Origin of the sequence: Chelatococcus sp. CO-6, from assembly GCF_001271345.1 — a bacterium.
Classification (GTDB): Bacteria; Pseudomonadota; Alphaproteobacteria; order Rhizobiales; family Beijerinckiaceae; genus Chelatococcus_A; species Chelatococcus_A caeni.
This window is the reverse complement of the sequence record NZ_CP012398.1, coordinates 4,343,591-4,357,270: the sequence shown is the minus strand read 5'-3', so window position 1 is coordinate 4,357,270 and position 13,680 is coordinate 4,343,591. Positions and strand designations below refer to the sequence as shown.

The window sequence follows — 13,680 nt, the reverse complement described above, 5'->3', positions numbered from 1 at the left end:
CCTGCGGGTGGGGCTGACCTGATGCTCGTCTATCTCGCCAAGCGTCTCGCATCGCTCGCCGCGACGCTCGTCATCGCCTCGGTCGTCATCTTCGCGGTGATGGAGGTGCTGCCCGGCGATCCGGCCGAGATCATGCTCGGCACCAATGCGCGGCCGGATACCCTTGCCGCGCTCAGGGCCGATTTCGGGCTCGATCGGCCGGCGCCGGAGCGCTATGCCGCCTGGGTCGCCGGCTTCGTGCAGGGGGATCTCGGCCGCAGCTATACCTATTCCGTGCCTGTCGGCGAGCTCGTCGCGCAGCGCCTGTGGGTCAGCCTGCCGCTCGCCGCCATCTCGCTGCTTCTCACGGTGCTCATCGCCGTGCCCGTCGGCGCGCTCGCTGCGGCGCGGCGCAACGGGCCCGCCGATGTCGGCATCATGGCGGCGACGCAGGTCGGCATCGCGGTGCCGAACTTCTGGTTCGCCATGCTGCTCGTCTTCGTCTTTGCGGTGAGCCTTCGGCTCCTGCCCGCCGGCGGCTTTCCCGGCTGGGGGGCGGGCCTGTGGCCGGCGGGGCGTTCGCTCATCCTGCCGGCGGTGGCGCTCGCTCTGCCGCAGGCGTCGATCCTCGCCCGCGTGATGCGCTCCTCCCTCATCGACGCGCTCGGCGAGGACTACGTGCGCACCGCCCGTGCCAAGGGCTTGAGCCGGAGCGAGGTGGTGCGGCGGCACGCCCTGCGCAACGCGCTCATTCCCGTGCTCACCATCATGGGCCTGCAGTTCTCCTTCCTGCTCGCCGGCACCATCATCATCGAGAATGTCTTCTTCCTGCCGGGCCTCGGCCGCCTCGTCTTCCAGGCCATCACCCAGCGCGACCTCATCGTGGTCAAGAGCATCGTGATGCTGCTCGTCGCGAGCGTCGTCATCGTCAACTTCCTCGTCGAGGTGGCCTATGCCGCCGTCGATCCGCGCCTGAGGAGGCGGGCATGAGCGCGACCATGGCCGCCGGCCGGCGCAGCCTCGCCGCCCGCGCGCTCGGCCACCCGAGCTTCCTCCTCGGGGCCGCGATCTCGCTCGTCGTTGCCGCGATGGCGCTCCTGTCCTTCGTCTGGACGCCGCACGACCCGACGGTGCTCGACATCGCCCGCAAGCTGCAGCCGCCCTCGGCGACGCACTGGCTCGGCACCGACCAGTACGGCCGCGACGTCCTGTCGATGATCATGCACGGGGCGGTCACGTCGATGGCCGTGTCCTTCGTCGCGGTGGGCATCGGGCTCGGGCTCGGCGTGCCGCTCGGGCTCCTCGCCGCGGCGCGGCGCGGCCTCGTCGGCGAGGCGGTGATGCGGGCGAACGACTTCGTCTTCGCCTTCCCGGCGCTCATCATCGCCATCATGCTGCGCGACATCTTCGGCCCCGGAGCCATCAACGCCATGGTCGCCATCGGCATCTTCAACGTGCCGGTCTTCGCGCGGCTCGCCTATGGCGCGGCGCTGCCGCTTTGGACGCGCGAGTTCGTCATGGCGGCGCGAGTCGCCGGCAAGGGCGGCGGGCTCATCACCCTCGAGCACATCCTGCCCAACATGCTGAGCCTCGTCATCGTGCAGGCCACCATCCAGCTCTCGCTCGGCGTGCTGGCCGAGGCGGCCCTGTCCTATGTCGGGCTCGGCGTGCAGCCGCCGGCGCCGAGCTGGGGGCGCATGCTCAACGAGGCGCAGACGCTGATGGCGCTCGCGCCGCGCCTTGCGCTGGTGCCCGGCCTTGCCATCGTCGTCACGGTGATGGGCCTCAACCTCCTCGGCGACGGGTTGCGCGACCTGCTCGACCCGCGCCTTGCCCGGGAGCGCTGAGCCATGAGCATGTTCAGCGTCGAGGGGCTCGACCTTTCCATCTACGGCCTGCCGATCCTCAAGGGGGTCTCGCTCTCGGTGGGCGAGGGCGAGATCCTCGGCCTCGTCGGTGAATCCGGCTCCGGCAAGTCCATGACGGCGCTCGCGGCGATGCAGCTGATGCCGCGCGGCGCCAGCGCGGCGGGGCGCATCCTGCTCGACGGCGAGGACGTTCTTTCCAAGAGCGAAGCGCAGATGTGCGCCTTGCGCGGGCGCGACATCGGCATGGTCTTCCAGGAGCCGATGACGGCGCTCAACCCGCTGAAGACCATCGGCGCGCAGGTGGCGGAGTGCTTTGCCCAGCACCTCGGCGCCCGGCGCGCCGAATGCACGGCCTGGGCCGGGCAGGCGCTGGAGCGGGTCGGCCTGCCGCCGTCGCGCTTCCCGCTCGACCGTTATCCGCACGAGCTCTCCGGCGGCCAGCGCCAGCGCGTCGTCATCGCCATGGCGGTGGCGCTGAAGCCCAAGCTCATCATCGCCGACGAGCCGACGACGGCGCTCGACGTGACGACGCAGGCCCAGATCCTCGAACTGATGCGCGAGCTGGTGGCCGAGGAGGGCACGAGCCTCCTCATGATCACCCACGACCTTGCCGTCGTCGCCGAGATGGCCGACCGCGTCACCGTGATGCGTTACGGCGAGGTGGTGGAGGAGGGCACGACGGCGGCCTTCTTCTCCGGCATGCGGCATCCCTATTCGAAGGCGCTGCTAGAAGCATCGACCCACGTGCCGGCGCGGCGCAAGTTGACGGCGCCACCGATCCTCCCCCGTGAGGGGGAGGTGGCGCCGCATAGCGGCGACGGAGGGGGCGGCGCGGCTGCCGTCGAGGGCACTGCTCCCAGCCCGGACCCCACCCGTCTCGCGCCGAGAGGCGCGAGCCACCCTCCCCTGAAGGGGAGGGATCAGCCGTATCCGTCACCCTCTCGCCGAGAGGAGGGACCAGGCACTCCTATCCTTGTTGCGCAGTCCGTCGTCCGTGAATATCGCGGCCGGCGCCGGTCGCTGTTCAAGGCGCCCGAGAAGCGGCGCGCGGTCGATGCCGTGAACCTCGCCGTCCGGCCGGGTGAAAGCGTCGGCCTCGTCGGCGAATCCGGCTGCGGCAAGTCGACCCTGGCGCGCACGCTCATGGCGCTGGAGCCGCCGCAGGGCGGGGCCGTGCTGTTCCGCGGCCGCTCCTTCGCCGATTTCTCCGCCGCCGATCTCACCGCCATGCGGCGGGCCGTGCAGGTGGTGTTCCAGGATCCCTACGGCTCCTTCGATCCACGCCACAAGGCCGGCCGGCTCGTCGCCGAGCCGCTCCATCTCCTGCGCGGGGAGATCGACGCGGCGGAGCGCAACCGACGCATCGCCGCGGTGCTGCGCGACGTCGGACTCAGGCCGGAGGATGCGGACAAATATCCGCACGAGTTCTCCGGCGGCCAGCGCCAGCGCCTCGCCATCGCAAGGGCTCTCATCACGCGGCCGGCGCTCATCATCCTCGACGAGCCGGTGTCGGCGCTCGACGTCTCCATCCGCGCCCAGGTGCTCGACCTTCTCGCCGACCTGCAGGCGGAGCACGGGCTCGCCTATCTCTTCATCTCGCACGACCTTACGGTGGTGCGTGCCATCACCGACCGGGTGCTCGTCATGCGCGCCGGCCAGATCGTGGAAGAGGGGCCGACGGCGGAGGTGTTCGCGGCGCCGCAGCACGCCTATACGCGCGAGCTTCTCGCCGCCTCGCCCGACCTGTCGCGGGCGCTCGCGGCGCGAGCCATGCGGCCGGCGGGGGCGGGCCCGGCGGCGGGCGAGGTCCCCTCGGGCGGCTGAAGCGGCTACAACGGCGTCAGCGACAGATCAGCGAACGGGTGAACGAGATGACTGCTGCCTTTGCGACCGACCGCGTCCTCATTGCCGGCGAATGGCGGGCGCCGGCGAGCGGCGAGACGCTTCCCCTCGTCAATCCTTCCGACGGCAGCGAACTGGCGCGCATCGCCGCCGGCGGCGCCCGCGATGTCAACGCCGCCGTTGGGGCGGCGGAAGAGGCCCTGTCCGGCGCCTGGGGCCGGATGACGGCGACCGAGCGCGGGCGCGTCCTCTCGGCCATGGGGCGGCTCGTGGCCGAGAAGGCTGACGAGCTCGCCCGCCTCGAGGCGCTCGATGTCGGCAAGCCGCTGAAGCAGGCGAAGGCCGATGCGCTGGCGCTGGCGCGCTATCTCGAGTTCTACGGCGGCGCGGCCGACAAGGTGCATGGCGAGACCATTCCCTATCTCGACGGCTACACCGTGCTGACCCTGCGCGAGCCGCACGGCGTCACCGGCCATATCGTGCCGTGGAACTATCCGATGCAGATCATCGGCCGCTCGGTCGGCGCGGCGCTCGCCATGGGCAATGCGACAGTGCTGAAGCCGGCCGAGGAGGCCTGCCTGACAGCGCTCGCCTTCGCCTATATCGCGCAGGAGGCGGGCCTGCCCGCCGGCGCGCTCAACGTGGTGCCAGGCACGGGCGAGGCGGCGGGGGCGGCGCTCTCGGCGCATCGCGGCGTGCATCACCTGTCCTTCACCGGCTCCGTTGCGACCGGCGCGCTGGTGCAGGCCGCCGCGGCGAAGAACGCGGTGCCGGTGACGCTCGAGCTCGGCGGCAAGTCGCCTCAGGTCGTCTTCGCGGATGCCGATCTCGACGCGGCGCTGCCCTTCCTCGTCAATGCCGGCATCCAGAACGCCGGCCAGACCTGCTCGGCCTCCTCGCGCATCCTCGTCGAGCGCGCCGTCTTCGACGAGGTGGTGGCGCGCATGGCCGAGCGCTACCGGGCGCTGAAGGTGGGGCCCGCGCTCGCGGACCTCGACGTCGGCCCCATGGTCTCGGCCCGGCAGAAGGAGATCGTCGAGCGCTATATCGGCATTGCCAGGGCCGACGGCCTCGCCATCGCCGGCGAGGGCGGCATCGTGGCGGATGCGCCGGCCGGCGGCTGCTACGTGCGGCCGACGCTCGTCGCCAATGTGTCGGGCGACCACAGGCTGGCGCAGGAGGAGATCTTCGGCCCGGTGCAGGTCGTCATCCCCTTCGAGGGCGAGGAGGAGGCCGTGCGCATCGCCAACGGCACCGACTTCGGCCTCGTCGCGGGGGTGTGGACGCGCGACGGCGGCCGCCAGCTGCGCATGGCGCGGGCGCTCAAGTCCGGCCAGGTCTTCATCAACAACTATGGCGCAGGCGGCGGCGTCGAACTGCCCTTCGGCGGCGTCAAGCGCTCCGGCCACGGCCGGGAGAAGGGGTTCGAGGCGCTCTACGGCTTCTCGGTGCTGAAGACGGTGGCCATCCTGCACGGCTAGGCGGTCAATAGGGCCGGTCGAAGGACGGCATCACGCATCGTGAAAATCCGTGTTGCGCGATGCCGTCCTCGCTGCCCGGCGGGCGCCCGTCACCTGCCGGTCGATAGGTGCGGGGCCGCCAAAGCCCGGACTGCTTCCGCCTTAGCCGGCGGCATTTCCGGGATTGTTGGCGCCGGCTCCCGGGTTGGCGGCGTTTGCGGGATTGGCGGCGTTGCCCGCGCCGATCCCGGGATTGGCCGGGTTCACGGCAAGGTGCTGCTGGCCGGGCGGGAGCTGCTGGATGGTCTGGGTGAGACCTCGCGTCCAGGCATCGGCCTGGGCGGCAATGCTCTGTCCCGGCAGGTGCGTTCCGGGCATGTATCCGCGCTCCGGGGCGATCTTGGGGGGATTTGGCATGGTCGAACCTCTATTCATGCGTCATGCAAATGGCGGCTGTCGCCAATCCGTGAAATAGAGGTTTCTGCAAGTTCTGTCTGTTCTCGATATGGAAATTGCAGGTGCGGCGATCAGTTCAATTCGAAATATATGTTTATCTTATACGCGCCATGTGCATTGCATGGCGCGACCTTTGTTTCCAATTCTCTCAAGCGCCCGGCGGCGCTCGGGCCGTGATCAATCCGTAAACACCACCGTGCGCTGGCCGTTGAGGATGACGCGGTCCTCGAGGTGATAGCGCAGGGCCCGGGCCAGCACGCGCCGCTCGATGTCGCGGCCCTTGCGCACGAGGTCGTCCGGCGTGTCGCGGTGACTGATGCGCTCCACGTCCTGCTCGATGATCGGACCCTCGTCGAGGTCCGAGGTGACGTAGTGGGCCGTGGCCCCGATGACCTTCACGCCGCGCGCATGCGCCTGGTGATAGGGCTTGGCGCCCTTGAAGCCGGGCAGGAACGAGTGGTGGATGTTGATGCAGCGCCCCGCGAGCTTGGCCGCGAGCCCGTCGGACAGCACCTGCATGTAGCGGGCGAGGACGACGACCTCGGCGCCCGTCTCGCGGACGAGCTCCCACAGGCGCGTTTCCTGCTCGAGCTTCGTCTCCTTCGTCACCGGCAGGTGATGGAAGGCGGCGCCGTCGAAATCGAGCGAGCCGTAGGTCTCGCGCGGGTGGTTGGCGACCACGGCCACGAGATCCATCGGCAATTCGCCGAGGCGCCTGCGATAGAGCAGGTCGACGAGGCAGTGGTCGAACTTGGAGACGAGAATCATCACCCGCCTCTTCTCCGCCCGGTCGCGCATCGTCCAGGCCATGGAGAAGCGCTCGGCGACCTGCGAAAAGCTCTTCCTGAGCTCCTCCAGCGTCGGGGCGCCGTTCAGCGGGTTGAAGACCACCCGCATGAAGAAGCAGTTGCTCTCGGTGTCGTCGAACTGCTGCGCGTCGAGGATGTTGCAACCCGATTCGAACAGATGCGTCGAAACCGCCGCCACGATGCCGGGGCGGTTGGTGCAGGACAGGGTGAGGACGTAGTGCGGTTGTGACATGGCCGCCCTTTTGAGCCTTTTTCCAGAATCTGCAAGGGCTACGGCGTCGCAGCACCACAGAATTTCGCCGCACGATCAGTCTTGGCTATTGGCGACCGGTCTGATTTGATAAAAGATAGATTAAAATTTAAATCAAAACAGCATTCACGGATCCGACTTCCTCGATACGGGTGACGAGCATGGCCGATATCGGACATCTGCGAGAAGGGATCGACAGATCCCGACCGGCCGGACGGGCCACGGCCGGGGCGGCAAGGCAGGCCGCAACCCGCGACAGGGAGGGGCCGCCCCGCACCGATATCGGCACCATCTTCCTGCACTGGCTCGTCGCCATCGCCATGGTGGCGAGCCTGCTGACGGGCCTGCGCATCTCGGCCGACGCGCCCGAGGCCGTGATCTCCAAGGCGCTGGAGCCCATCCTGCCGCAGGGGGAGATCTGGACCGTCCATTTCGTCGCCAGCCTCGTCCTCTTCTTCTCCGCGACGGCCTATGCGCTCTACATGCTGCGCAGCGGCCTGCGCCATCGGGTGGCGCTGAAGAAGACGCGGGCGCTCGTCATGCCCGCCGCCAACCGCCTGCGCTGGGGCGCCGTCAACGTCATCCTGCACTGGGTGATCTACGGGCTCGTCGCCGTCCTCACGGCGACCGGTATCGCGCTCTACCTCGGCTACGGCGGCTGGATCGTCGCCGTCCATGCGGCCTGCGCCCTTGCCGTGCTGGCCTACATTGTCGTTCACGTCGTCGCGCATTTCCTCTACGGCGGCTGGGCGCAGATCCTGCGGCTGTTCCGGCCGACGCGGCTCGTGGCCAACAGCGGCATGAAGGCCCGCCCCCTGCTCACGGCGGTCCTGGTCGGCGTGCCGGTCGCGGGCGCGATCGCCGCCTTCGACTGGGGCACGCGCGACACGCTGACGGTCGGCGTCGTCGACGAGGCGCCGACGCTCGACGGCGTGCTCGACGATCCCGCCTGGCGGCGGGCCGGCCCGGTGCGCATCCGCACCCAGCAGGGCGCCAATCTCGGCGGCAGCGGTGAATCGCTCGTCGAGGTGCGGGCGGTTCGGGATGCCGACAACATCTACTTCGCCTTCCGCTGGCAGGATCCGTCGCGCTCGCTGCGCCGCCTGCCGCTCATCAAGCGGGAGGACGGCTGGCACCTCATCCACGATCACGCCGATACCGCGGACGTGTTCAATTTCTACGAGGACAAGCTGTCCGTCATCTTCTCGCGCTCGCAGGCCTTCGGCGGAGGCGGGGCGACCCATCTCGGCCCGCGGCCGCTTCCCGACAAGCCGGGCGCGCTCAACAACCGCGGCCTGCACTACACCACCGACGACAGCTACATCGACATGTGGCAGTGGAAGGCCTCGCGCGGCGGTCTGCTCGGCCAGGTCGACGACCAGTTCATCGGCCCGCCGATCGAGCCGAAGGAGGCGGACTGGAACAAGACGGCCCGCTACCAGGGCGGCTACACCGGCGATCCGGGCAAGGCCTTCTATGTCTACAACTACGTCTCCGAGCCGCCGGGCGGCTACCGCGGCCCCGTGCAGCTGAAGCGCCTGCCGGTCGATTACCGGCAGACCGTCGCCAAGCTCAAGACCTTCGACCTCGACCCCGACAGCATCGACAGCGAGGGCGCGCAGTGGTGGATGATGGAGGCGGAGACGGCCCCCTATTCGCCGGAGCTCGATGCCGCCATCCCCGTCGGCACCGTGATCCCCGGCGTGCTCATCATGGGCGAGTACAGCGGCGATCGCGCCGATGTCACCGGTGCCGCCCGCTGGGCGGACGGGTGGTGGACGCTGGAGACCAAGCGCGCCCTGGCCACAGGCAGCAAGTACGACGTCGATTTCGTGCCTGGCGAGCCCTTCTACATGTGGGTCGCCGTCTTCGACCACACCCAGACCCGGCACACGCGCCACGTGCGTCCCGTCAAGCTGGTCGTCGAGTGATGCGCCCGCTGCCCGGCGCAGCGTCCCGTTCTGCCGCGCCCGCGGGGCGGATGCGGCGCCAGAGGTGAGACATGGCAAGCAAGTGCAACCTGACGGTCAATGGACGCACGGTTCGGGCCAGCGTCGGCGAGACGCTGGTCGATGCGGCCATGGGGGGCTGGATCGCGGTGCCGCACGACTGCTGCTCGGGGCAGTGCGAGACCTGCCGCGTGCGCGTCGTCTCCGGGGCGGTCGACGACCAGGGCACCGGGGAGGGCGACACGGTGCTCGCCTGCCAGGCGACGCTCGAGGGGGATGCGGTCATCACCTATGACGAGGTGCCGGAAGCGACCAAGCGCTCGGGCCAGGTGGCCGCGATGCGCGCCCTCTCGCACGACGTGGTCGAAGTGGTCGTCGAGCTGCGCAGCCCGCTCGACTACCTGCCCGGGCAATATGTGAGCGTCACCTTCGCCGGCTTTCCGCCGCGCGACTACAGCCCGACCCTGCGCTGGGACGGCACGCGCGCGGCGCACGAACTCGTCTTCCACATCCGCATGCTGCCGGACGGCATCGTCTCGTCGGAACTCGGCCGCAGCATCATGCCCGGGCATCGCGTGGATGTGCGGGGGCCGTTCGGCCATGCCTTCTTTCGCCGTGGCGACGGCCTCATGGTGCTGGTTGCCGGTGGCACCGGCTGGGCACCGATCTGGGCCGTGGCGCGCGAGGCCGTGCGGGCCCGGCCCCGCCGCGACATCATCGTCATCGCCGGTGCACGCGACCTCGACGGGCTCTACATGCGCCACTCCCTCGACTGGCTGCGCGACCACGGTGCGCGCGAGGTCATCGCGACGGCGCAGCAGGGCGGGGGCGGGCTCGTGCGTTCGGGACGGCCGACGAACTACCTGCCGCTGCTCGGGCCGTCGGACATGGTCTATGTCGCCGGCGCGCCGGGGCTGGTCGACGCCGTCAAGCTGAAGGCGCTGTCGGCCGGGGCCTTCTGCTTCGCCGATCCCTTCCTGCCCAGCCAGCAGCGCATGTCCTTCATGAACAGGATGGCGCGGCTGCTGCGCACGCCCGGCCGCACGCCTGTGCCGCAGGATGCCGGCCTCTTCGCTCCGCAGATGGCCGGGATGGACGACGCCGGCCGCCTGCCGGCCGCGCGGCCGGCGAGCCGGCCCGCGGCGCGGCGGCCGCTGCAGGAGACGCTTTTCGCCGCACGGCGGCTGATGCGCCGGGAATAACCAGGCGGGCGCCACGGCTCTTTCCAACCAATTGAATCAGAAAGAGCGCCTATCCTTTTGAGAATCTGGCGTTTTCTTCCGCCGATCCGGCGGCCGCTCCGGTCGAAGATGCTTTAAGCCGAGACTTCGGTCAGGAAGGTGCGGACGGTCTGGTCGAGGCGGCGGGCCTCCTCGACCATGACGGTCGCCGTGTTGACGACGTGGACGGAGGTGCTGCGGGCATCCCCGATCGTCGCCTTGAGGCGATCGACGCTGTGCGACAGGTCGACCGTGCCGTTGGAGGCGGCATAGACGCTGCCGGCGATCTCCTGCGTCGCCACGGTCTGGCGCTCGATGGAGATCTCGATCGCCTTCGTATGCGCCATGACGTTCTCGAGGGTGCGCGCGATCATCTCGATCGAGCTCACCGCCTCGCCGGTCGCCTCCTGGATGGCCGCGACCTTGCTCGCGATCTCGTCGGTGGCCTTCGCCGTCTGGCCGGCCAGGGCCTTCACCTCGTTGGCGACGATGGCGAAGCCCTTGCCGGCATCGCCGGCGCGGGCGGCCTCGATCGTCGCGTTGAGGGCGAGGAGATTGGTCTGGGCCGCGATCTCGTCGATGAGGCGCACGACGGCGCCGATCTTGCTCGCCGCCTCCGCAAGGCCGTCGACCTTGGCCGTGGCCGTGCGGGCGACGGCATTGCCGTCGTCGACCACGGTGGCCGTCTCCTGCACCTTGCCGGCGATCTCGGCGATGGAGGTGCTGAGCTGCTCGGTCGCCTGCTTCACGAGCGTGACGCTCGAGACGGTGCTTTCCGAGGCGGCGACGGCCTCGACGGCTTCCCTCTCGGCGGCAGCGGACACGTCGGCGAGCTGGTGCGCCATGGCGTCCATCGTGTCGATGCCGCCGCCGACGCGCACAAGAACCGACCGCATCGTCTCGTCGAAGCGGTGGATGGCCTGTTCCAGCGCCTCCCGGCGCTGCTTGACGGTCTCGGCGAAGGCGACGTGGGTGCGCAACTGGTCGCGTTCCTGCAGCGAGCGCTGGAGCAGGACGACGGCGCGCGCGATGTCGCCCACCTCATCCTTGCGGTTGGCGCCGGAGACATGGGTGCGCCAGTCGCCCTGCGCGACGGCGCCGACAGCCTCGGTGATGCGCTCCAGCGGCCGGGTGACGTGACGGGCGGTGGCGAGGGCGATGGCGGCGAAGGCGATGAGCGCGAGGCTGGCGCCGCCGACGAGCCAGGCGACGAGAGCACGGGTCTCGGCTGCGCCGATGCGCACGGTCTCGTCCCTGAGCTGGTAGGCCTCGGTGCGCGGAGCGAGGGCGCAGACGCTGAGGTCCGCGGGGAAGCCGATGCAGCGGGCGAAGAAATGTCCGTCTGGCGTTTCGAGCAGGTTGTTGTTGGTGTGGGACGAGAAGCTTCCCGTCAGGGGCGGCAGGCCCGAGCGGGAGACGATCCTGTCCCCGGAGAGCACGGCCACGCCCGTGTTCGTCAGGCGCGAGAACTCGTTGAGGAGAGGCTCGCTGGCGCGCAGCGCCCGGTGGGCGATGAGCGCCGCCACCACGTCTCCGAAATCGTCGAAGATGGGCGTGACGACGATGGCGGCGGCCGGGGCCGGGGCAACGGCGCCGATGGCCGTCGCCGTCTGTTCGTCGAGCGGCATCACCACCTCGAGGATGCGCGGCCGGCGCCTGTCGTTGTCGGCTAGAAGGGGGCGGATGCGATCGGCGAGCTGGCTCTTCTGCAGCGCGTCATCGGCGCCGAGGATATCGAGCCACTGATCGTGCGAGCCCATGACGTGCATCTTGTTGTCGATGACGAGGATGCCGTCGATCTTGGCCACCTCGGCGGCGCGCGAGAGCAGTTCGCTCATCGCAACGACGTTTCGCGACGTGATGGCGCGCCCCACATCGGCCCTGAGTGCGATGGCGTTGATGCGGTAGGTGACCTCGTCAAAGACATTGTGCAGGCGCGCGGCGGCGAGCTTGGCATCGGCATCGAGCCGCTCGGAGAGCTTCGTTTCGGCGAGCGCCTCGAGCTGCAGCGCCTGCCGGTTGAGCCCGCGATCGAGGCGCATGACCGTGAGCGCCACCAGTGCTGCGAAAGCCGCCAGGGCCGTGGCGACGATCGCGATGGTGAAACGCGTGCCGAGCGACGACAGGCTTTTCACGTAGACCTCACTTCGTGGGCACGCCGCCCATGCGGCGCATGATCGCACGGGCTTCCGGCGAGGAGAGGAAGGAGAGGAAGTCGCGCGCCTGCGGGGTCACCGTCTTCTCGCTGTAGATGATGTCGACCGCATTGGCGCTGGGATAACCGTCGTCCGTCGGAAACAGGCCGTCCACCTTCAGCACGACGAGGTCGTCGGGCAGGTTGGCGGAATAGGGGCCGAAGCCGATGGCGCCCTCCACGTCGCGCACGGTCTCGATGCCTTCCTGCGTGGTGAAGGCGGTCTTCGATTTCTCGGTGAAGACGAGCTTGTCCCAGCCGGGCATGGTCGCGCGCAGGACCAAGAGCGTGCTGTCACGGTCCTCGCGGCGCACGACACGCACGCGCAGGTCGTTTCCGCCGACCTCGCGCCAATTCTCGATGCTGCCGGAGAAGAGCCCGCGGATCTGCGCTCCCGTCAGCGACGAGACGCCGGTGCTGCGATGGACATAGAAGGCCGAAGGGAGCTTGACGAAGGGGACGGCGACGACGCCCTGCGCCTTTTCGGCGTCGGTCAGGGGACGCGCGATTCGGCCGAGGATCTCCCTTCCCGAGCCGACGGCAAGAATACCGCCGCCGGAACCAATGCTCGGCGGCACGATGATCGTCGTTTCGGGCTGGCGCTCCATGTAGAGCTCGCCCACGGCGCTCAGGATCTCGATGCCGTCGCCGGTGCCGACGATGCGCAGTTCTTCCGCCTTCGCGGCTGTTGGCAGGCCGAGGCCGACGACGGCGGCGCAGATCAGGCCGACGAGCTTGCGCATGCTTCCTCTTGTCTCGTTATTGCCCCGATTGTTGCATGATAGGAGACAGAGGGTAATGAAAGGTGAACTTACCGAAAGTTGTGGCGTTCAGTGCAATGCGCCCCACGAACGGTCATGTTGTCGGTTAACCGTCCGCTACTTCCGCAGATCAAATCAGTATTTACGCTCGCCGAGCGTTAAATCGCGCAGCCGGCTCAGGCCGTGTGCTCGGCGAGATTGGCGACAAGGTCGCCGAAGCGCTCGCCCTGGATGATGATGTGCGCCTTGAGCAGGTGGGAGGCGGCTTCCGCATCCCCTCGCTCGATGGCCGCGAGGATGCCGTCGTGCTCGGCGAGCGAGGTGTGAAGGCGACCACGAACCCGGAGCTGAAGGCGCCGATAGGGCTTGAGACGCCGGTGCATCAGTGTGGCCTGCTCGGCAAGGAAGCCGTTGCGGGAAGCCTGGTAGATGGCGTGGTGAAAGCGCTCGTTGGCGTAGTAGTAGCCGTCCGTATCGTCGGCCTCGGCAGCCGCGCGGCAATCCTGTTGTGCCGCCGCCAGCGCCGTCAGGTCGCTCCCGTCGGCCCGGCGGGCGGCGAGGCGGCCGCACATGCCCTCGATCTCGGCCATCACCTCGAACATCTCCATGAGCCGCGAGGGGCCCACCTGGGCGACGACCGCGCCGCGATGCGGGCGGATCTCGACGAGGCCCGTGGTGGCGAGCTGCAGCAGGGCCTCGCGGATCGGCGTGCGCGAGACGCCGAAGCGCTGCGCGAGCGTCGCCTCGTCCAGCCGCTCTCCCGCCTTGAGAAGGCCCATGGCGATGTCGTTCTCCAGGGCGTCCCTGAGGACGAAGCCGCGTTTGCCGCTCATGTGATCGCACCATCGCATACGAGACGATCTGTATTGTATACAAAATCGTTGACAGCGGA

11 protein-coding genes are annotated in these 13,680 nt (G+C 69.0%); 6 read left to right on the top strand and 5 right to left on the bottom strand.

All coding sequences use genetic code 11. From position 1 onward, the window contains the following. Positions 1–21: 21 nt before the first annotated feature. The 4 genes from AL346_RS20285 to AL346_RS20270 are packed head-to-tail and all read left to right on the top strand — an operon-like array spanning position 22 to position 5,170. Positions 22–969, top strand: coding sequence for an ABC transporter permease (locus AL346_RS20285; RefSeq protein ID WP_019401765.1), 948 nt, complete (start codon positions 22–24; stop codon positions 967–969). Continuing rightward, on the top strand, positions 966–1,826 hold the full coding sequence (locus AL346_RS20280; RefSeq protein ID WP_019401764.1) for an ABC transporter permease: 861 nt from the start codon (positions 966–968) through the stop codon (positions 1,824–1,826). The genes AL346_RS20285 and AL346_RS20280 overlap by 4 nt, the downstream gene beginning before the upstream one ends. A 3-nt stretch (positions 1,827–1,829) precedes the next feature. Then, positions 1,830–3,671: an ABC transporter ATP-binding protein gene (locus AL346_RS24835; RefSeq protein WP_082312590.1), complete on the top strand. Its 1,842-nt coding sequence runs from the start codon at positions 1,830–1,832 to the stop codon at positions 3,669–3,671. Between the two features lie 47 nt (positions 3,672–3,718). After that, complete coding sequence (locus tag AL346_RS20270; RefSeq protein WP_026015040.1) at positions 3,719–5,170, top strand: aldehyde dehydrogenase family protein; 1,452 nt, start codon at positions 3,719–3,721, stop codon at positions 5,168–5,170. Positions 5,171–5,311: 141 nt separating this feature from the next. Here the strand turns inward: AL346_RS20270 and AL346_RS20265 are convergent, their stop codons facing one another. Both AL346_RS20265 and purU read right to left on the bottom strand, forming a co-directional pair. After that, positions 5,312–5,527, bottom strand: coding sequence for a hypothetical protein (locus AL346_RS20265; RefSeq protein WP_026015039.1), 216 nt, complete (start codon positions 5,525–5,527; stop codon positions 5,312–5,314). 255 nt (positions 5,528–5,782) lie between these two features. Further along, the gene (gene purU / locus AL346_RS20260) at positions 5,783–6,646 is read right to left on the bottom strand and encodes a formyltetrahydrofolate deformylase (protein WP_019401636.1); all 864 of its coding nucleotides are present in this window, start codon (positions 6,644–6,646) and stop codon (positions 5,783–5,785) included. Between the two features lie 179 nt (positions 6,647–6,825). Here purU and AL346_RS20255 point away from each other — a divergent pair, with 179 nt between their 5' ends. Continuing rightward, a complete protein-coding gene (locus AL346_RS20255) occupies positions 6,826–8,595 on the top strand; it encodes an ethylbenzene dehydrogenase-related protein (RefSeq protein ID WP_019401635.1) in 1,770 nt (589 codons plus the stop codon). A 71-nt stretch (positions 8,596–8,666) separates the two neighbouring features. Further along, the gene (locus AL346_RS20250) at positions 8,667–9,815 is read left to right on the top strand and encodes a 2Fe-2S iron-sulfur cluster-binding protein (protein ID WP_019401634.1); all 1,149 of its coding nucleotides are present in this window, start codon (positions 8,667–8,669) and stop codon (positions 9,813–9,815) included. 113 nt (positions 9,816–9,928) lie between these two features. Here AL346_RS20250 and AL346_RS20245 read toward each other — a convergent pair whose 3' ends face one another. The 3 genes from AL346_RS20245 to AL346_RS20235 all read right to left on the bottom strand — a co-directional run bounded on the left by AL346_RS20245 (position 9,929) and on the right by AL346_RS20235 (position 13,621). Beyond that, the gene (locus AL346_RS20245) at positions 9,929–11,968 is read right to left on the bottom strand and encodes a methyl-accepting chemotaxis protein (protein ID WP_019401633.1); all 2,040 of its coding nucleotides are present in this window, start codon (positions 11,966–11,968) and stop codon (positions 9,929–9,931) included. 7 nt (positions 11,969–11,975) lie between these two features. Further along, a complete protein-coding gene (locus AL346_RS20240; RefSeq protein ID WP_019401632.1) occupies positions 11,976–12,770 on the bottom strand; it encodes a PstS family phosphate ABC transporter substrate-binding protein in 795 nt (264 codons plus the stop codon). Positions 12,771–12,964: 194 nt separating this feature from the next. After that, entirely contained in the window at positions 12,965–13,621 is a 657-nt protein-coding gene (locus tag AL346_RS20235; protein ID WP_019401631.1) for a GntR family transcriptional regulator, read from the bottom strand. Positions 13,622–13,680 lie beyond the last annotated feature (59 nt).